Origin of the sequence: Nocardia sp. NPDC127526, from assembly GCF_042672265.1 — a bacterium.
Lineage (GTDB): Bacteria > Actinomycetota > Actinomycetes > Mycobacteriales > Mycobacteriaceae > Nocardia.
On sequence record NZ_JBHXVO010000022.1, the window covers coordinates 122,470 to 142,774 of the forward strand.

The 20,305-nt window shown below is 68.7% G+C and carries 8 protein-coding genes and 1 pseudogene; 6 read left to right on the forward strand and 3 right to left on the reverse strand.

Annotated features, from left to right (window positions below):
- Window positions 1–2 precede the first annotated feature (2 nt).
- Together ACFVIV_RS28610 and ACFVIV_RS28615 are read right to left on the reverse strand one after the other, a co-directional pair.
- Window positions 3–11,936 (reverse strand): amino acid adenylation domain-containing protein, encoded by an 11,934-nt coding sequence (locus tag ACFVIV_RS28610; RefSeq protein ID WP_379201528.1) that lies wholly within the window; start codon window positions 11,934–11,936, stop codon window positions 3–5.
- 136 nt (window positions 11,937–12,072) lie between these two features.
- Window positions 12,073–13,380, reverse strand: a complete 1,308-nt coding sequence (locus ACFVIV_RS28615; RefSeq protein ID WP_379201530.1) for an MFS transporter — start codon at window positions 13,378–13,380, stop codon at window positions 12,073–12,075.
- 490 nt (window positions 13,381–13,870) lie between these two features.
- Here ACFVIV_RS28615 and ACFVIV_RS28620 point away from each other — a divergent pair, with 490 nt between their 5' ends.
- The 6 genes from ACFVIV_RS28620 to ACFVIV_RS28645 all read left to right on the forward strand — a co-directional run bounded on the left by ACFVIV_RS28620 (window position 13,871) and on the right by ACFVIV_RS28645 (window position 19,794).
- The gene (locus tag ACFVIV_RS28620) at window positions 13,871–15,052 is read left to right on the forward strand and encodes an acetyl-CoA C-acyltransferase (RefSeq protein WP_379201532.1); all 1,182 of its coding nucleotides are present in this window, start codon (window positions 13,871–13,873) and stop codon (window positions 15,050–15,052) included.
- Window positions 15,053–15,148: 96 nt separating this feature from the next.
- Window positions 15,149–15,910, forward strand: coding sequence for an ATP-binding cassette domain-containing protein (locus ACFVIV_RS28625; RefSeq protein WP_379201534.1), 762 nt, complete (start codon window positions 15,149–15,151; stop codon window positions 15,908–15,910).
- Window positions 15,911–15,920: 10 nt separating this feature from the next.
- Window positions 15,921–16,955, forward strand: a complete 1,035-nt coding sequence (locus ACFVIV_RS28630; RefSeq protein WP_379201536.1) for an ABC transporter permease — start codon at window positions 15,921–15,923, stop codon at window positions 16,953–16,955.
- A gap of 30 nt (window positions 16,956–16,985) precedes the next feature.
- Window positions 16,986–17,963: an ABC transporter substrate-binding protein gene (locus ACFVIV_RS28635; protein ID WP_379201538.1), complete on the forward strand. Its 978-nt coding sequence runs from the start codon at window positions 16,986–16,988 to the stop codon at window positions 17,961–17,963.
- 44 nt (window positions 17,964–18,007) lie between these two features.
- Window positions 18,008–18,994 carry an LLM class flavin-dependent oxidoreductase gene (locus ACFVIV_RS28640; RefSeq protein WP_379201540.1) on the forward strand — a complete coding sequence of 329 codons (987 nt, stop codon included), beginning with the start codon at window positions 18,008–18,010 and terminating at the stop codon, window positions 18,992–18,994.
- A gap of 131 nt (window positions 18,995–19,125) precedes the next feature.
- Window positions 19,126–19,794, forward strand: a complete 669-nt coding sequence (locus tag ACFVIV_RS28645) for an L-2-amino-thiazoline-4-carboxylic acid hydrolase (RefSeq protein ID WP_379201542.1) — start codon at window positions 19,126–19,128, stop codon at window positions 19,792–19,794.
- 52 nt (window positions 19,795–19,846) lie between these two features.
- Here the strand turns inward: ACFVIV_RS28645 and ACFVIV_RS28650 are convergent.
- Window positions 19,847–20,305 (reverse strand): annotated as a pseudogene (locus ACFVIV_RS28650) (DNA-directed RNA polymerase subunit beta); the annotation flags it as partial.

Below are 20,305 nucleotides of genomic sequence, written 5' to 3' on the forward strand. Positions count from 1 at the left end.
ATCTACTCTCCTGTTGATCCGATGCGGTCCAGGTAGCGCCGGACGTACTGCTCGTCGATCGGCGGCGCCGGGTACCGATCTGCTCCGAATACGTGCTCGCCCACGGGCAGGCTCGCCAGCATGGCGGCGGCCTGTTCGGCGGTGAGGCCGTCCACCACGGCGGCAATGCGGGCCAGGGGGCTCGCGGAATGCTCGGCGGCGTGGGCGAGCGCCCGATCCCGCCACTGCGCGAAGGGCAAGACCTCCACTTCGCCCGCCACCGCGCCGATGAGTTCGAAGAAGCCGCCGAAACTCGGGGCGGGCGCATTGACGTAGTCGTAATCCCGGCCCGTGCCGGGATCGTTCAGCACCAGATCGGCGATGGTCCTGCTCAGGTAGTCGACCGGCAGCACGGCCGACAGATCGGTGTCCAGCTCGGGGAAGCCGCCCAGGTCGAGTCCGCCGGCGATCAGGTTGTGCAGGAAATCGCCGCGGTCGAGCCGGAAGTGGCCGCTGCCGGCCGCGGCGCTGACGAACGGCAACCGGTGCACCGAGGCCCGCGCGCCGCGCCAGCGGGCCGCCGCGACCATCTGCTCGGCCATGAACTTCGAAGTGAGATAGCCGAATTCGCGGTCGTCCTCGTCGACTTCGTAGCCCAGGTACTTGGGCAGCGTGGCGAAGGTGGAGATGAGGTGCACCGCCTTGCCGCGTCCGCGGGCGGCCAGCCGCAGCGCCTCGTGCGCACCGATCACATTGGGGCCCAGGTAATCGTCGAGCGGCCGCATCCAGTCCACCAGCGCGCCGGAGTGGCAGATGGCGTCGACCCGGTCCGCCAGTTGATCGAAGCGCTCCTCGTCCAGCCCGAACAGCGGCTGGGTCAGATCGCCGACCACCGGGTTGAGCAGCGGCGCGAACTCCGGCCGCCACAGCCCGTAGCCTTCGAGCGTGGTCACCAGGCGTTTCATGGCCACCTCGGCATCATCGGCCCGCACCAGGCAGTACGCGATCAGGTCGGCCGCGAGCAGGTCGTGCAGCAGGAAGGCCCCGACGAAACCTGTTGCGCCGGTGACGAACACCGACTCGGGACGACTCGCGATGGCACCGCCGAACCGCAGCTCCGGATCGAGGAAGCCCTTGCGGACCCCCGTCATATCGAACCCCGGCGTCGCCGACTCGATCTCCGCCGGCTCCACCGCGGCCGGTGCGGGCGCTCCGGCCTCCAGCAGCTTCGACAGCAGGAACTGACTGAGCGCCTTGAGATTCGGATGATCGAACGCGATCTTGGCGGGCAGCGCCAACCCGGTCAGATCCGCCAGCTGATTACGCATGAGCACCGCGGTCAGCGAATCGATGCCGATGTCCTGCAGGGGCAGATCGACATCCACATCCTCCGGCGACGCGAAACCCAGTGTCTTGGCGATCTCTTCGCGCACCATGCCCAGCACGACGGCCGGATGTTCGTCCGGGGCGGCCTCGCTGAGCAGCTTGCGCAGATCCGCGCCGCCCGCCCCCCGTGCCCGCCCGCCGGACCCGCCGCTGAGCAGTGTGCGCAGCAGCGGCGGAATCCCGCCGCGCTCCTCGTAATAGCGTTGCAGCCGAGTGAGGTCGAAGGCGGCGGCCATGGTGAGCGCGCGCCCGCCCTGCACCGCCGTTTCGAGCAGTTCCAGGCCCTCCTCGGGTGCGAGCCGGTCCAGGCCCAGTTGCGCGAACCGGGCCCGGTCTGTCTCGCTGAGCCCGGCCGCCATACCGCTGCCCTCCCAGGGGCCGAAGGCCACCGAGGTGGCGGGCAATCCCTTGGCGCGGCGCAGCTGTGCGAGCGCGTCGAGGAAGGCATTGGCGGCCGCGTAGTTCCCCTGTCCGGGCGCGCCCATGATGCTCGCGATGGAGGAGAACATCATGAACAGGTCCAGCTCCAGGTCCCGGGTGAGCTGATGCAGATGCCACGCGCCGTCGAGCTTGGGCGCGAACACCGTGTCCAGCCGTTCGGGCGTCAGGGCCGACAGCGCGCCGTCGTCCAGCACGCCGGAGGCGTGGACCACCCCGCGCAGCGGCCGATCCGCACCGAACAGGGTCAGCACGGACTTCAGCCCGTCCAGGTCCGCCGAATCACAGGCCACCACGGTCGCTTTCGCGCCGAGATCGGCCAGCTCGTCCAGGAAGGCGTCCACGCCGGGGGTGTCCAAGCCGCGCCGCGAGGTCAGCACCAGATCGCGCACGCCGTGGGCGCTCGCGAGCCAGCCCGCCACGCGGCGGCCGAGATCACCGAGACCGCCGGTGATCAGCACCGCGCCGTCGGTCCGCAGGAACCGCCGCTGCTCGACCGGCAGCAGCACCACCTTGCCCACGTGCCGGGCCTGGGCCATGAACCGCAGGGCCTCGGAGGTTTTGGTCATGGGGAAGGTGCGCAGCGGCAGCGGCCGCAGCTTGCCCGCCGTGAACAGTTCCGCAATGGCGACCAGCATGCGCTGGATGCGATCGGGCCCGGCCTCGGGCAGGTTGTAGACGGTGTAGGTCACGCCCGGGTGGTGCTGATCGATCCAGGACTGCTCCCGAATATCGATCTTGCCCATTTCCAGGAACCGGCCGCCGTCGCCCAGCATGCCCAGGCTCGCGTCGATGAATTCGGTCGCCAGCGAGTTCAGGACGACGTCGAACTTATTGCCGGGCAGGGTCTTTCCGAAGTGATCGACGAAGCCCAGATCACGCGACGAGGCCAGGTGGTCGTCGTCCAACCCCATGTCGCGCAGGGCATCCCACTTCGGCTGACTGGCGGTGCCGTAAACCTCCGCGCCGTGCAACTGCGCCAGCTGCACCGCCGCCATGCCGACGCCACCGGCCGCGGCGTGCACCAGGACCTGCTCCCCCGGCTGCAACGCACCGAGTTCGTGCAGTCCGTACCAGGCCGTGAGGAAGGTCATCGGAATGGTTGCGGCCGCTTCGAAACTCAGCGTCTCCGGCTTGCGCACCACCTGACGCGCGTCGGTGATCACCTCGGAGGCGAAGCAGCCGCGGGCCAGACCCAGGACCGGATCGCCCACGTGCAGATCCTTGACGTCCGCGCCGACTTCGGTGACGACGCCGGCGAATTCCAGTCCGAAGGCCGGGATCTCCACCATGCCGAGCGCATTGAGCACGTCGAGGAAGTTCACGCCCGCGGCCTTCACCTCGGCGCGAATCTCATTGGCGGCCAGTGCCTTGCCGGGGATGGCCCGGACCGTCAGCGGCTCGTCCAAGCGGCCCTTGGCGGCGATCTCCAGCTGCCAGGCCCCTTCGGCCGGAATCTGCAGCTCCTGGGGGCCGTTCGCGCGCCGCAACTTCGGCACCAGGACCTGCCCGTCGCGCAGCGCGCATTCCGGTTCGGCCGCCAGCATCAAGGCCGGCGGGAGCGTCGTCCGGTCGGTGTCCTCGATACCGAGATCGATCAGGCGCAGGCTCAGGTCCGGATGCTCGTTGCGGGCCGTCCGCATGAGACCCCACAGCGGTCCCGCGCCCAGCCCGGTGACACTGTCGTCGCCGCCGGCGCCGACCGCGCGGCGGGTGACCCACACCAGGGGTGGCGCGAACCCGGTCTCGGCCGCGGTCTGGAGTTGGGCGAGGGCCGTCGCGGTGAATGCGTGCGCCTGCGCCAGCACGTCCGCATCCGAATCCCACAGGCAGAGCAGCCCATCGAGGTCTTCGGCGCCTTCCAGGTCCCGGACCTTGATCACCTGGATTCCGGCCCGCGACAAGGCGGTCTTCACCTCACGCGCCCACGACACCTCACCGGCGGGGCACAGCAGGCCCCAGGAACCGCCCAGCTCCACGGCGTCGGTATCGACGGGACGCCAGCCGACCTCGAACTGGAACCGGTCCACGCCCGCCGCGGCCAGCCGCCGCAGCACCGCCCGGTCGACGCGCCGCGCATGCAGCCGATGCAACCGGCCGATATTCACCCCGGCGGTGTTGTAGATGTCGAGGGAGGCCCAGAATTCACCGTCACCCAGCTCGAATTCGGCTACCCGGACCCAGATTTCGCCGAGTCCGGCCTCCCGCAGCGACAGCCGCTCGACCTCGAAGGGCACGAACAGATCGTCACCGGTCTTCTTCTTCAGCCGCTGGGTCAGCAGCAGCGAATGCATGGCCGAGTCCAGCAGCGCCGGATGCAATCCGTAGCCGAGAGCCGAGGATTGCGCGGTCTCCGGCAGCACCGCCCGGGCCCAGACCTCGTCGCCGACATGCCAAGCCTCGTCGATGCATTGGAAGGTCGGCCCGTAGCCGTAGCCGAGATCGGCGAGATCGCTGTAGACCGCCGAGACGTCGATGCGTTTCGCACCGCGCGGCGGCACGCTGACAGCAACGCCGGTGCCGGTATGCGCCTGGACGAGAACGCCTTCCGCATGCAGCTGCCACTCACCGTCACCGTCCTCCGGTGCGCTGTACACCTGTACCGGGCGGCCGCCGCCGGCGGCGGCTCCGACGGTGACCTGCAAGCGCACCGGCACCCCGGCGTTCAGCACCAGGGGTGCGAAGAGCATGACATCCGAGACATCCCACTCCCCCGCCGCGACGGCGTGGCCCGCGGCGCGCATGGCCTCGAAGAACGCGGTCCCCGGCATGAGCACCGCGCCCATGACCTGGTGTTCGCGCACCCATGCCGGCTCATCGGCCGCCACCACGGTGGTGAACACCGAGATCTCGGTGCCCGCGATCGACACGCCACCGCCGAGCAGCGCATGTCCGGTGTCGTCCAGTCCGGCCCCGACCGCCCGCTGCACCGGCGGCTCGAACCAGAAGCGCTCCCGCTGGAATGCGTAGGTGGGCAAGGCCACCCGCTGACCGCCGAAGGGCTCGAAGTAGCCGTTCCAGTCGATCGGCACATCGCGCACATGCAATTCGGCAAGGCTGCGCTGCACGACGGCGGCACCGTCCTTACCGGCAAGGAGCGAGGGCACCCACCCCACCGACTTCTCATCGGCCAGGCAGGCCGCTCCCATACCGGAGAGCACCGGCTGCGGCCCCAGCTCCAGGTAGGTGTTCACGCCCTGCCGATGCAGGGTGGCGATGCCGTCGCTGAAGCGAACGGCCCTGCGCACCTGACGAATCCAGTAAGCGGGTTGTTCCAATTCCCCCGGCTCGGCGAGCTTGCCGGTCAGGCTGCTGACCACGGTCAGAGTCGGCGGGTTGAACCGCACGGTCTCGGCGACAGCTTGGAACGCCGCCAGCATGCCGTCCATGTGATGCGAGTGGAAGGCGTGGGATACCGTGAGCCCCTTGGTCCTCCGGCCCTCGGCGGCGAAGTGCGCGGCCATGCGCTCGACGGCGTCGGCATCACCCGACACCACGGTCTGCGCCGGGGTATTGAGACCTGCGATGTCGACCTTGCCGTGCAGCCCCAAAGCCGTGATGGCGAGGGCTGTTTCGTCGGCATCGGCTTCCAACGAGGCCATCGCGCCACCGCTGGGCAGCGCCTGCATCAGCCGCCCGCGCGCCGCCACCAGCCGGCAGGCGTCGGCCAGATCGAACACCCCGGCGATATGGGCCGCCGCGAGCTCGCCGATGCTGTGCCCCAGCACCAGTTCCGGCCGCACGCCCCAGCTCTCCCATAGCCGGGCCAGCGCCACTTCCAGCGCGAACAGCGCGGGCTGGGTGAAGTCGGTGCGATTCAGCAAGGCGGCCTCGGCACTGCCGGGCTCGGCCCACATCACCTCCAGCAGCGGCTTGTCCAACTCGGTGAACTGCGCCGCGATCTCCGCCAGGGCCGCCCGGAACACCGGATAGACCTCGGCCACCTCCTTACCCATCCCCGGCAGCTGACTGCCCTGCCCGGTGAACAGCATGGCCAGCCGCGGTTCCTCGGCATGCTCGCCCGTGCGCACCGCCCCCGCCGGCGCCTCGCCCGTGCGGGCGAAGTTGGCCAGCGCGTCCAGCAGTTCCCCGCGGTCGTGCACCGGCAGCACCAGCCGCCGCCGGAAGTGGGTGCGGGTGGTCGCCAGCGAGTGCGCCACATCCACGAGATGGTCCTGGATATTCATGCCCAGATGCCGGTGCAGGGTTTCGGCCTGCTGCCGCAGCGCGGCATCGGTATAGCCGGACACCAGGAACGGCACGGTGGCCGGCGGCGCGACCGCCGGTCGCTCCGCGACCACCGGCTGCGGCGGTTCCTCCACGATCACATGCGCATTGGTGCCGCCGATGCCGAAGGAGCTGACCCCGGCGCGGCGCGGCCGCCCGTTCGGCTTCCAGGACCGGTTCTCCCGCACCAGCGCCATCTTGGCGTCGTCCCAGTCCACCGCCGGGGTGGGCGCGGTGACGTGCAGGGTGCGGGGCAGCGTGTTGTTGTGCATGGCCAGCACGACCTTCATCACCCCGGCGAGACCGGCGGCCGCCTGGGTGTGGCCCAGATTGGATTTGGCCGAGCCGATCCACAGCGGGTCCTCGTCGGTGTGACTGCCGCCGAAAACCGCTGCCAGCGCGGTGCCTTCGATGGGGTCGCCCAGTTTGGTGCCGGTGCCGTGCGCCTCGACGTAGTCGATATCGCCCGGTTGCAGATCCGAGGCGGCCAGCGCCGAGCGGATGACCCGCTGCTGAGCGGGACCGCTGGGCGTGGTCAGGCTGGCGGCGTGGCCGTCGTGGTTGACGGCGGTGCCGCGCAGCACGGCCAGAATGGGATCGCCGTCGCGCTGGGCGTCGGACAGGCGCTTGAGCACCACCGCCGCGGAGCCCTCACTCCAGCCGGTGCCCTCGGTGTCGGCGGAGAAGGACCGGCAGCGGCCGTCGGGCGACATACCGCGCAGGCGGCTGAATTCCACATGCAGCTCGGGTGAGAGCATGAGGCTCACGCCCGCCGAGACCGCGAGGTCGCATTCGCCCTGCCGCAGCGCATTACAGGCCAGATGCGTGGTCACCAGGGACGAGGAGCAGGCCGTGTCCAGGGTCAGCGTCGGCCCCTCGAGGCCGAATACGTACGAGACGCGACCGGACATGGTGCCGCCGGCGGAGCCCGGGCCCACATACCCGTCCAGATCGGCCAGTCCACCGGCCAGGGTCAGGCCGTATTCGTGATACGCCGAGCTCTTGCCGACGCCGATGAACGCGCCGGTCTGGCTGCCGCGCAATCGCTCCAGCGTGTAGCCGGCGCGCTCGAATGCCTCCCAGCAGGTCTCCAGCACCATGCGCTGCATGGGATCCAGCGAGCGCGCCTCGCGCGGCGAGATACCGAAGAACGGGGCATCGAACAGATCGATGGGCGAGACGAAACCGCCTGCGCGGCAATAGGACTTGCCCTTGGCCTCCGGATCGGCGTCGTAGAGCGCAGCGGCGTCCCAGCGGTCCGGCGGCACCTCGACAATGCCGTCGCCGCCGCGTTCGAGCAGTTCCCAATACTCTTCGGGCGTGGTCACCTCGCCGGGCAGCCGGCACGCCATGGCGATGATGGCGATGTCCTCGTCGTAGGCGGCGCGGCGGGAAGCCGTAATGCGTTCCGGCCCGGCCTTGGCGGCTCCGGCCAGATCCGCGGCCAGGGACTTGACGGTGAAGTGCTCGAACAGTTTCGCCGAGGACACCGGCCGCCCGAGCAGCCGCTCCAGCTCGGCCTGCACCCGCACCGCGCGCAGCGAGTCGCCGCCGAGCTCGAAGAAGTTCTGCGTGAGGCCGATGCGGTCGTGCCCGAGGACCTCCGACCAGATGGCCAGGATGTCGCGCTCGAGTTCATTGGCGGGTTTGGCCGTGACCTCGATACCCGCCACCGGATCCGGCAGTGCCGCGCGGTCGATCTTGCCATTGGGCGTGAGCGGGAATTCGTCCAGCTCGACGAAGAAGGCGGGCACCATATAGGCCGGTAGGCGCTCGGCCAGCCAGGGGCGCAGCAGGCGCCCGAGTGCGGTCTTGACCGGTTCGCCGACGGCCGGCACGGTCGCATAACCGTCCAGCGCACCGCGAGCCATGGGCGCGGCGGGGCGGAAGGCGAGGTCCGGTGTCGTACCGGCGGGCCAGAACAGCGCGTCCATGCGCCACTTGTCGCCGGTTCGGCTGGGCAGCACCGCCATGTCCAGACCGGCGGCGGTGGCGATGGCGGTGAGATCGCGCGGATCCGCCCAAGACGTGGTGGATTCGGCCGGCTCACCCAGCGCGGCCCCGACGCGACCGTGCACCTCGCGCAGGCGGGCATTGGGAATGCCGTTCAGACGCAGTGCGTTTCCGCCGACGGCGGCGAGTTGCCCGGGCAGCAAATCCAGGTCGAGGTGCTCGGCGCGCCAATCCTTTTCGGTGACTTCGGCAGCGGTGACCGGACTGTCTCCGATGTGCAGGGTGACATCGAAGCGGTAGCGGGTCATCTCGTTGACATAGCGGCCGTCCCGCAGGGCGATATCGACGCGCGTAATGCGCGGGAACAGGCTCGGCAGGTCGGCGAAATACGCGGGCGAGATCACCAGTTCGCGCTCCGAGCGCACGGCCTGCGCGACGCGCCCGGCCAGCTCGTCCGGGGTGAGCCTGCCGCCGGACCGGAAATCGATCACATCGGCGTGGAAGACCTCGAGCAAAGCGAGATCCCGGATGTCCCCGAGGAATACGCGTCCGGCGCCGACCGCCTTGGTCGCCCATTCGATCACCGAGGTCAGGTAATCGAGGGACGGGAAGTACTGAGCCACCGAGTTCACGATGACGGTGTCGAACGATCCGGCCGCCACTTCCGGCAGTTGGTGGGCCGGTCGGTGCTCACAGATCACGTGCGGTAGCGAGGACAGGTGGGCGCGGGTGAGCTCCACCGCCCGCTGCGAGGCGTCCACGGCGTGATAGGAGCCGCAGTGCGGTGCGATGCCGAACAGCATGAGCCCACTGCCGGAACCGATTTCGAAGACATGTTCCGGCGCGTGGGACAGGATCCGGCGCACCGAGCCCATCTGCCAGTCGCGCATCTCGCTGTTGGAGAACGGCAGTCCGTCGTAGCTGCTGTGCCAGCCCGCCGGGTTGAAGGTGGCATCCTCCGCCTCGGTGGCATAGGCGCGATCCCAGGCGCCCGCCCACTCGGCGACGGCGTCACCGTCGACCCGGCCGGTCCCGGCCGGGCGCACGGCATCGCGCACGCAGTAGGCGACCAGCTGCTCGTTGCGGCCGACGACCACGGCCCGGGAAACCTCCTCGTGCGCGGTGACGGCGGCTTCGACCTCACCCAGTTCGATGCGGTAGCCGCGCAGCTTCACCTGGTTGTCGTCGCGGCCGAGCACGGCGAGCCGACCGGGTTCGAGGAAGCGCGCCACATCGCCGGTCCGGTAGAGGACGCCCGGATGGAAGGGGTTGTCCACGAATCGATTCCGGGTGAACTCGGGATCGCCGCGATAGCCGCGCGCCACGCCCGCGCCACCGATGCAGAGCTCACCCGGGAAACCGAGGGGCACCGGCGACAGATCGGCGCCGAGGACATAGAGCTGGGTGTTGGCGATCGGATCGCCGATGAGCACCTCGCCGCCCGCCCGCACCCGCCAGACGCTCGACCACACGGTGGTCTCGGTGGGGCCGTACATGTTCCACACCTCGTCGCCGCAGGCGAGCAGCCGATCGGCCAGCAGGCGCGGCAATGCCTCACCGCCGCAGAGGATCTTGGCCAGGCGGGGTTCGCCGCGCCATCCGGAATCCAGCAGCAGCTGCCAGGTGGCCGGGGTGCCCTGCATCATGGTGATGGCGTGCCGGCGCACCAGCGCGAGCAGCGCCGCGGCGTCGATGGTTTCGTGCGCCTGCGCGATGACCGTCGTCGCGCCGCACAGCAGCGGCAGGAACAGTTCGAGGACCGCGATATCGAAGGAGACGGTGGTGACCGCCAGCAGCCGGTCCGACGCCGCGCAGCCCGGCTGCCGCCGCATGGAGAACAGGAAATTGCACAGTGCGCCATGGGTGATCTCGACGCCCTTTGGCTTGCCGGTCGATCCGGAGGTGTAGATGACGTACGCGAGATCTTCGGCGTATACGTCTCTTTCGAGATTGCCGGTCTTCTCGGAGCCGTCCCGGGCGGCATCGACGCTCAGACAGCGCGATTCCCACTCGGACAGGCTCGCCGGCGCCACGGCGGGCGTGAGGATTGCCTTCGGGTCGGCGTCCTCGATCATCTGGCGGATTCGCTCCGCCGGGAAATTCGGGTCGATCGGCACATAGGCCGCGCCCGCCTTCATGACCGCCAGCAGCACCGCCACCAGGTCGATGGAGCGATCCAGGGCCACGCCGACCAGATCACCGCGGCCGATGCCCATGTCCACCAGCACATGGGCCATGCGGTTCGCGTCCGCATTGAGGTCGCGGTAGGTCAGCTCGGCGTCGGCGCAGATCAGGGCGGTGCTGTCGGGGTGGACCTCCGCCACGTCCTCGTAGAGCCGCGGCAGGGCGCGACCCAGCACGGCGTCATCGACGGTGGCATTGAATTCCTCGATCAGGGTGCGGCGTTCGTGCGCGGAGACGACCTGCGCCGCACCCAGGGCCACCTCGGCCAGCGATGGCAGCCGATCGCACCAGTCGCCGAACTGCCCGGCCAGCCGCTCGGCATCGGTACGCGCGAGACGCCCCGCGTCGTAACGGAACTCGACCGTCTCACCGTCGTCCAGAACGGCCAATTCCAGCACCGGCCGATAGCCCTCGGCGGTGAAAGCCGCAGCACCGCTGGAGATCACCACATCGGGCAGCGATTCTCCGCCGTGCCGGCGCTTGCGCAGCGCCTCGTCACGGCCGGTGAAATCCCGGCGCAGCCACGCCTTCTCCTGCCCGGCGGTGTACTCCCGCCCGACCGCGGCAAGATTCTCCGCAACGGTTTTCGCCGTGTCCAGGCGCGCGGACAATGGCAGCCAGGCCGCGAACAGATCGCGGTAGGCCGCCTCGACATCGGCGCGCGGCGCGGCCATCCCGAGGTGGATATCGGGTGCGCCGGTCGCCCGGTTCAAGAAGGTGCACCACGCACCGGCGAGGTAGGCGGTCGCCGACATCTCGTCCGGGTCGGCGAGTTCCACGCGGCAGCGCACGGTGACCGGATCGGCCGCCGCCGCATCGCCGGTCGCCGGGGCGGGATAGTGCAGGCGATAGGGATCGCCCGCGGTCAGACGCTCGCGCCAGTACGCGCCGGCCTTGGACGCCGCCTTGCCCGCCGCGGTGATCGCGCTCGCGGCGGCGGCCCCGGGCGAGGTCAGGATCATGCCCGGCGCGAGGCCGTAAGACAGTGCGAGAGTATCGATATCGAGCGCATCGCCTTCGAGGGTGCTGGTGCGCGCCACCTGCACGATGCCGGTGGCGGTGGCGATCCGCAGACCCGAGATCTCGTCGCAGGTGAGGACCTCGCCCGGCGCGGCGGCACCGGCGGCCCCGCCGGTATGGGCTTCGCGCACGGCAATGAACCGGCCATCGACATTCACCTTGGGCCACACCAGCGGACTGCTGAACGGGCCGTAATCCGCGGCGCGCACCATGGCGGCGATCTCATCGGCCGGACGCTCCCAGTCGATGAGGCCCTCGGCGGGGAACTGGGTGTGCCGGGAGAAGTAGCGCCGCGCCGAAAGATCCTGGGGCGTGGCCGTTTCGCGGCCCTCGACGATCTCGTCGATCAGCTCCGCCAGGCTCGCGACCGCGGCGTCGTCGCACTTCAGGCCGAGTGACAGCGCCGTCTCACCGGCCGCCATGGGCACCGGCACGCGCCGCAGGATATCGCCGCTGTCGACCTTGCCGCCGATGCGATGCCAGGTGATGGCGTACTCGCGCACGCCGTCGGCGATCGCCCAGGACGGCGCGTACAGGCCGGAGTATTCGGGCAGCGGACCGTAATGGTAATTGACGCTCATGCGTTTCGCGCACGCCAGCAACGGATCCGGGACGATCGAATAGTTGCCGATACTCAGCAGCAGATCGCATTCCCATTGGGATGCACGGTCGACGGCCTCGCCGAGTTCATATCCGGGAATACCCGCCTTGACGGCCCAGGCCCGGGCGGTGGCGTCATCTGTAATCACCGCTCTGATGCGATGCCCTTTCGCCAAGAGGACTTCACCGCAGCGCGCGAGCACACTACCGGAACCGATCAAAAGGAAAGCTGTAGCAGACATCGGATTACTTCCGTTTTCTCAAAGCTAATTCAGAGCTGTGTAGCTAGTTGCGTATCAATGCGGCCACCACGAGCGCGCACACAATGTTCACCGCCAGTGCGGCAATGAATACGTAATGGAATGAGGAGAGGCTCCCCGGCTCGGCGCTCGACAGCATGATGGCCGCGAATCCCGCGACGCCGACGGCCCCGCCGACCTGGCGCGCCGCCACCGTCATACCGAGCCCGCCCGCGAATTTCAGCGGCTCCACCGCACCGGCGGCCAGGGTCGACAGGCAGGTGAATCCGAGACCCAGTCCGACACCGCCCAGAATCGCCGCGGGCAGCCAGCCGGTCCAGAAATTCGGCGTGGATCCGAACAGATTCGAGGCCCAGATGGCATTGCTCACGGCGAACAGCAAGGCCGCCGCTATCGCGACCCGCACCTGCGCCGCCCGGGTTCGCAGCCGCCCGGCGGACAGCGAACCGGCCATGGAGCCGACGGCGCCGATGCACAGGGCTCCGCCCGTCTCCAGAATCGTCCAGTCCCAGATGGTCGTGGCGAACAGCGGCGCGGCCAGATTCCAGGCGAACATGTTCGCGCTGAACATGGCCAGGCCGAGGCAGGCGATCCGGTAGGTGCGGCTGCGCCACACCGCGAGATCGATTGCCGGAGCACCGTGTGCGCGCGAGCGCAGCACCGCCGCGCCGATGAGCAGCAGTCCGGCGAGACCGAGGCCGAGGGTGCGAATGTCCGCCCAGCCCCAGTGATCGCCCTTGGTGAGCGCGCTGACAATGCCCGCGATGCCCAGGCCCAGCGCAATGCTGCCGAGGGGATCCGGCCAGCGCGCGCCGGCCACGCGCACCTGTCCCGGCAGCACGGCCAGACCACCCGCCAGCAGTGCGGCGCCCACGGGGAGATTGACGAAGAAGACCCAGCGCCAGTCGAGTACGCGCACCAGCAGGCCGCCGACCGCGGGACCGATGACCGCCGAGAAGCCCGCCGCCGCGGACCAGGTCGCCACCGCGCGCGGTATGCGTTCGCGGGGCGTGGTCGCCAGGATCAAACCCAGTGCGGCAGGGATCATTCCACCGGCGGCCGCGCCCTGCAGGAACCGACCGGCTATCAGCAGGCCGATGGTCGGCGCGAGACCGCAGATGAGCGAGGCGAGGGTGAACAGGCCGAGCGAGCAGAGCAGCACCGTCCGGCGGCCGATGCTGTCGGCGATCCGGCCGGCCGGGGCGAGCAGGGCCGCGAACATGACCGCGTATCCGCTCACGACCCATGTCAGGGTGTCCAGCGGCGTGTTCTCGAAGTCGCGCAGAATATCCGGGAAAGCGATATTGACGACCGTGAAGTCGAGAAACGCCATGAAGGTGATTCCGCTGCACATCGCCAGCACGCGTGCCGGAACGATTTCGCCGATTACACGCTTTCGTTCTAGGCCCGCGTCAGCCATGCAACCTGCTCCGGCCGACAAGCGGAATTGGGCATTACTTTATGGGATCCGGAATTATCTCCGGATCCGGAATTCGGAACCATTGTGCCTCTTGCGCGGTTGAATAGCACCCGGTCCGTTGTACGGAGAGGGCGCATTGTCCTCGGGGAGTACGAGTAGCCATGCCCGATGCCTCAAACTATCGAAAGCGTATGTGATCCAACACCCTTTCGCAAGGGCGACCGAATGATCGCGGACCACATATCGCAGGTCGCGGCGGTGTGGGAATCCCACATAGATAGTTCTTCGCTCTGAAATGTTAACACTCCATCTCTATCATTATGGCTATGTAATTAGCGACTGGTTGGTTTCATTGATCGCATGCGGTTCAGAAAAATAGCGACGCGCGGTAATGTCCGATCGCATGAACGAGGCCGTCGTAGTCGGATACGCCCGCATTCCCATCGGCAAGTTCGGCGGGGGCCTGGCCCCCTTCGCTGCCACCGAACTCGGAAGCAAGGCCATTGCCGGCGCTCTCGCCCGCGCCCAGCTGCCGGGCGACCGGGTCGAGTACACCGTCATGGGGCACACGCTGCAGGCCGGAGCCGGTCAGATCACCGCCCGCCAGGCCGCTTTCGGCGCGGGCATCCCGCTCGGCGTGCCCGCCGAGACCATGAACAAGGTGTGCCTGTCCGGCACCACCGCCATCGCACGCGCGGCATCGCTGATCGCGCTGGGCGAGTTCGACATCGTGGTCGCGGGCGGCATGGAGTCCATGTCGAATGCGCCCTACGTCCTCGACAAGGCGCGCTTCGGGTACCGCCAGGGCGACGGAACACTCAAGGACACAATGCTTTTCGACGGACTCACGTGTCCGTTCGACCACAAGCTGATGGGCCTGGCGACCGAGGAGTACCAGGCGCTGTCGCATCATTACAGCCGCGCGCGGCAGGACGAGTGGTCGGCGCGCTCGCACGAACGCGCCGCCGCCGCATGGAAGAACGGGGCCTTCGCCGACGAGGTCGTCGGCGTCGAAGTGCCGCAGCGCAAGGGTGATCCGGTCGTCTTCGATCAGGACGAGGGCATTCGCCCGGACACCACGGTGCAGAAACTCGCCGCGCTGCGACCGGCTTTCACCGCCGACGGCACCATTACCGCGGGCAGCGCCTCGCAGACCGCCGACGGCGCGGCCGCGCTGGTGCTCATGTCGCGCGACAAGGCGGCGGAGCTCGAGCTGCCGGTGCTGGCGACCATCAAGGCCTGGGGCACGACCGCCGGACCGCTGTCGCTGCTGCCGCAGCCGTCGAATGCGATTCGCAAGGCGGCGGCCAAGATCGGCGTCGATCCCGCCGGCCTGGACCTGTACGAGCTGAACGAGGCGTTCGCATCGGTCGCCATGGCCGGGGTCGATGATCTCGGCATCTCCGAGGACATCGTGAACGTGCACGGCGGGGCCATCGCCATGGGGCATCCGCTGGGCTGCACCGGCGCCCGCATCACCGTGACGCTCATCAATGCGCTGCACCGCCGGGGCGGCGGGCTGGGCGCGGCCGCCCTGTGCGGTGGCGGCGGCCAGGGCGATGCCCTCATCGTCGAAGTGGCCTGATCTTTCGCGGTATCGGCCCCGGCGGACGGTGATCGAACGTACGATCGGCGAGCGGACCGGACGTCCGCTCGAGCAATGTAGCCGGGGTGATCGCCGATGCCTGCCGTGGTACTGGAAGCCGAGGGGCTCCTCAAGCGGTATGGCGGCGTGGAAGCGTTGCGCGGGGCCAACTTTCAGGTCAATGCCGGTGAAGTCGTCGCGCTGATCGGGGACAATGGGGCCGGTAAGTCGACGCTGGTGAAATGCCTGTCGGGCGCCGAACAACCCGATGGCGGGCGGATTCTGCTGGACGGGAAACCGGTGCGGATGGCCTCGCCCACGGCCGCGCGGCGGCTCGGCGTGGAGACGGTGTACCAGGATCTGGCGGTGGCCCCCGATCTGGATCCGGCCGCCAACCTCTTCCTCGGGCGCGAACTGTTCCGCACAGGGCTGCCCGGATGGCTCGGCATGCTCGACCGCAAGGGCATGAGAACCCAAGCGGCCGAGCATTTTCAGCGGCTCGGCGTGGTGCTGCCGCGCGCGGATGTGCCGATCGGGGCGCTGTCGGGCGGGCAGCGGCAGACCGTGGCGGTGGCGCGCGCGGTCATGTGGGCGAGCAAGGTCGTGTTCATGGACGAGCCGACGGCCGCCCTCGGCGTGGTGCAGCGCGAACGGGTGCTGGATGTCGTTCGCCGCGTGCGCGATCAGGGCATCGCGGTGGTGCTCATCAGCCACAACATGCCCGAGGTGCTGGCCGTCGCCGATCGCGTCGAGGTGCTGCGGCTGGGGCGTCGCGTGGCGCGCTTCGGCGCGGACGCCACCTTGGAACAGCTGGTCGGCGCCATGACCGGCGCGCTGAACACCGAGGATTCGGCATGAGGGAGGCGGTATGGCCGTGAGCGCCGACAATGACAGCGCCGAGCTGCCCGCGCCGACCCGGTGGCAGCGGCTCGCGGGAGCCAGCACGCTGTGGATCGGGATCGTGCTGCTGGTGCTCTATGTCGTGTTCGGCATTCTGCGCCCGGACGCCTTCCCGACCCGGTTCACCTTGCAGACCCTGTTGATCGAAACCTCGGTCCTGCTGGTGCTTTCGGTCGGGATGACCTTCGTGATCATCACCGCCGGCATAGATCTCTCGGTGGGCATGGTGCTCATCTTCTCGGGGGTGGTGGCCGCCAAGACCATGGAACGGCTCAGCCCGGGCGGCGACGCCACCCATGCGGGCTGGGGTCTCATTGCGATCGGATTGCTGATATCGCTTGCGGGCGGGGCACTCTGGGGTCTGATCAATGGTTTCCTGGTGGCCAAGGCCAAGATTCCGCCCTTGATCGTCACGCTCGGCTCGTTTGGGGCGGCGCTGGGCGCGGCGCAGCTCATCACCGGCGGCGTCGATACCCGCACCGTGCCCGAGAAGCTGCGCAACTCACTGGGTTTCGGCACCCTGCTGGGCGGCGTCCCGATTCTGGTGCTGGTGGCCGCCGCGGTCACCCTGCTCGGGGCCTGGCTGCTGCACACCACCCGCTTCGGCCGCTACACCTATGCGATCGGCTCCAGCGCCGAGGCGGCCCGCCGCGCGGGCATCGGCGTCACCCGGCATCTGATCCTGGTGTACCTGATGGCCGGATTGCTCTCGGGCCTGGCGGGTTTCATGAACTTGGCCTATTTCGGCACCACCACCATCGCCGGGCACACCACCGACAATCTCGACGCCATCGCCGGTGTCGTGATCGGCGGCACCAGCCTGTTCGGCGGGGCCGGGTCGGTGCTGGGCACCGTGATCGGGGTGTTCATCCCGTCGGTGCTGCGCAAGGGCTTCGTCATCGTGGGGGTGCCGGTGTTCTGGCAGCCCATTGCGGTGAGCGTCGTGCTCGTGGCGGCCGTGTGGTTCGACCAGATCCGCCGGAGGTCGCGAGACCGGAAATAACACAACGTATCTCGAAATGAGGGCCTGACGATGAGGACCGGTGGACGAGCGGCCGTACTGGCCGGGGTGATGGTGACGGCGGCGGCGCTGGTGACGGGATGCGGCGGGTCGGTGAGCAATTCCGGCGGCGGCGACGCCAAGAAGCTGGTGCTCATCCCCGGCGTGGCCAATGAACCCTTCTACATCTCCATGCAATGCGGCGCGGAAGCCCGGGCCGAGCAGCTCGGCTACAGCCTGGACACCCAGGCGCCCACGCAATTCGACGCCTCTTTGCAGACGCCGATCGTCACCGGCGTGATCGCCAACAAGCCCGGGGCGATTCTCATCGCGCCCACCCATGCCTCGGCCATGGCCAGCCCGATCTCCCAGGCCAAGAACAGCGGTATCAAGGTGATCGAGGTCGACACCGCGCTGGAGGACACCTCGATCGCGCTGTCCTCCATTGCCTCCGACAATGTGGCGGGCGGCGAGCTGGCCGCGCAGACGCTGTCGAAACTGGTGGGCGGCAACGGTTCCGTGCTGGTGATCAATACCAAGGCGGGCACCTCCACCACCGATCAGCGCGCCCAGGGCTTCGAGGACGAGCTGAAGCGCAACCACCCGGGCCTGGTCTCGCTCGGCGTGCAATACAACAACAACGAGGCCGCCCAGGCCGCCTCCATCGTCACCGCCACCCTGGCCGCGCATCCGGATCTGGTCGGCATCTTCGCCACCAATCTGAGCTCCGCCGAGGGCGCCGCCACCGGCCTGCGCAATGCCGGCAAGCTCGGGCAGGTGAAGGTGGTCGGCTTCGACGCCAGCCCCAAACAGGTCCAGGACCTCAAGGACGGGACGGTGCAGGCGCTCATCGCCCAGAACCCGGGCGATATCGGCAAGCAGGGCGTCGACCAGGCCGTGGCCGCGCTGGAAGGCAAGCCGGTCACCCGCACCATCCAGACCGACATGATCGCCATCACCCAGGAGAACCTGAGCAGCAACGAACAGTACTTCTACAAGAGTGGCTGCTGACCGGCTCCCGCACCGGCGGGCCCCGCGGCAACTAGCGTGGAGTCATGATCGATATCCCGCTGTCGGTGCTCGAACTGGCCATGACCGAAACCGGCGGCGACGCCGCCGCCGCGTTCGCCGCGACCACCGTGATGGCCCGCCGGGCAGAGGAATTGGGGTTTCGCCGCGCCTGGATCGCCGAACACCACGGCTCGGCCGCCATTGCCAGCGCATCACCGCCGGTCCTGACCGCACACCTGGCCGCCGCCACGACGCGGATCCGGGTCGGCTCCGGCGGCGTGCTCGCACCCAATCACGCACCGCTGGCCGTCGCCGAGCAGTTCGCGACTCTCGCTGCGCTGCATCCGGATCGGATCGATCTCGGCATCGGGCGCGGTCCGGGCACCTTCGACCAGAACATCGTGCGCGCCCTGCGCCGCGGCGCGGACGCCGCCACTCCCGAGGACTACCGCCGCGATGTCGGTGAACTCCTCGGCCATCTCTCCGGTGCGAGCGGGCTCCGGCTGCTGCCGGGCACGGCGCCCCTGCCCCGGCCGTGGCTGCTCGCCTCCAGCACCGCGGGCGCCGAACTCGCCGCCGAGCTGGGCCTGCCGGTGGCCTTCGCCCACCACATCCGCCCGGGCAATACCGTCGAAGCGGCCGAGCGCTACCGCAGCGCGTTCCGGCCCAGCCGGTGGTCCTCCGCACCGTATGTCATCGTGGCCGTCGAAACCCTCTGTGCTGATACGGATTCCGAGGCCGTGCGGCTCGCCCGCCCGGGCGACGTGCTGAAGGCCTACCTGCTGAGCGGACTCGGCGACACCGGCCTGCGCACTCCCGAGGCGGCCGCCGAACACGAATTCACCCCCGAGATCGCCGAACGCATCGCCGAATTCCGGGCCACCCAGGCACAGGGCTCGCCCGGCACCGTGCGACAGCGGTTGACCGAACTCTCCACCGCCACCGGCGCGGACGAATTGATGCTGCTGACACCAATTTACGACCCGTCCGCACGCGTGCGCTCACTCGAGCTGATCGTCAAGACGAGTTAGCGCCACCGGCGGGATCACTTGCCGAGTGGCCGATCGCAGTGGCAGTCTGCAAGGGTCATATTCATAGACGTCAGCGCCGGGTCGGTCGGTGGAGCGTGCTGGCGTGCTCTTTCCTTTCGAAAGGACACCCTGTGAACACCGACCGATTCGACCTCGCCGACGGCGAGTACACCCCCGATCCCGAGCGCGATTCGGCTGCCGTCGTGGACGGCTTCTTCGCTCATCTCGGGCAAGCGCTGCGAGCTCGCGGCGTGACCGCCGACTTGATTCCCGACATGCGCACTCGCCTGCGGGAATTGATCACGGAGAACGCGCATCGCGCGGTGGACGATGCCGCCGTGTACAACCTCCGGATGACGCTCGCGACGGTGGTCGCGTACCGGGCGCTGCTACCGCTCCTGGGGCGTGCGGAGTCGATAGCCCGCATCCGGGCGGCCTTTGTCGAACCGCTGAGCGAGGCCGTTCGCGCGGGCACGCGCGCCATGCTGGACACCGCCGAGGACCCGTTCGCCGCCATGGTCGCGGTGTCGAAGTCGCGCGAGGAGCACGCTTTCGGCGCGGGTTTCGGCTTCGAGCGCCCAGCCGACGATGCCGATCGCTACCACGTCGATGTCGTTCGCTGCTTCTATCACGAAGTGCTGGTGGCGAATTCGGCCGCTGAACTCACGCCGGTCCTGTGCGAGTTCGACGCCAACTGGATCGGCGCGATCGAACCGGACCGGCATGGTTTCCGGTTCGAGCGCGCCACGACCATCGGCCTGGGCGGCTCGCACTGCCCCTTCCATTTCGACCGCATCTGAGCGGTAGGGCCGCGCACCGTGTTTCGCGGTGCGCGGCACTACGGGCACCCGATCAGCTCGGTAGGTCGCTGACTGTGGCGGACTCGTTGCGGGACAGGGTGATTCCCAGATTGGCGGCGGCGCGGTCGAGTTCGTCGTCGTCGCCCTGCTGCAACTCCACCGCGGAACCGGCGGAGAGGACCTCGACATTGAGGCACAGCGATTGGAGTTCCTTCAGCAGGACCTTGAAGGATTCCGGGACGCCGGGTTCGGGGACGTTGTCGCCCTTGACGATGGCCTCGTAGACCTTGACGCGGCCGACGATGTCATCGGATTTGATGGTGAGCAGTTCCTGCAGCGTGTAGGCCGCGCCGTAGGCCTGCATGGCCCAGCATTCCATTTCACCGAAGCGCTGGCCGCCGAACTGCGCCTTACCGCCCAGCGGCTGCTGCGTGATCATGGAGTACGGGCCGGTCGAACGCGCGTGGATCTTGTCGTCGACCAGGTGGTGCAGCTTCAGGATGTACATGTA

Coding starts and splice junctions, on each gene's coding strand:
- ACFVIV_RS28615 (WP_379201530.1), bottom strand. CDS start 13,380: ATGGCGTTTCTCGACTTCACGGTCGTCAATATCGCTTTCCCGGATATT.
- ACFVIV_RS28620 (WP_379201532.1), top strand. CDS start 13,871: ATGAACGAGGCCGTCGTAGTCGGATACGCCCGCATTCCCATCGGCAAG.
- ACFVIV_RS28625 (WP_379201534.1), top strand. CDS start 15,149: ATGCCTGCCGTGGTACTGGAAGCCGAGGGGCTCCTCAAGCGGTATGGC.
- ACFVIV_RS28630 (WP_379201536.1), top strand. CDS start 15,921: ATGGCCGTGAGCGCCGACAATGACAGCGCCGAGCTGCCCGCGCCGACC.
- ACFVIV_RS28635 (WP_379201538.1), top strand. CDS start 16,986: ATGAGGACCGGTGGACGAGCGGCCGTACTGGCCGGGGTGATGGTGACG.
- ACFVIV_RS28640 (WP_379201540.1), top strand. CDS start 18,008: ATGATCGATATCCCGCTGTCGGTGCTCGAACTGGCCATGACCGAAACC.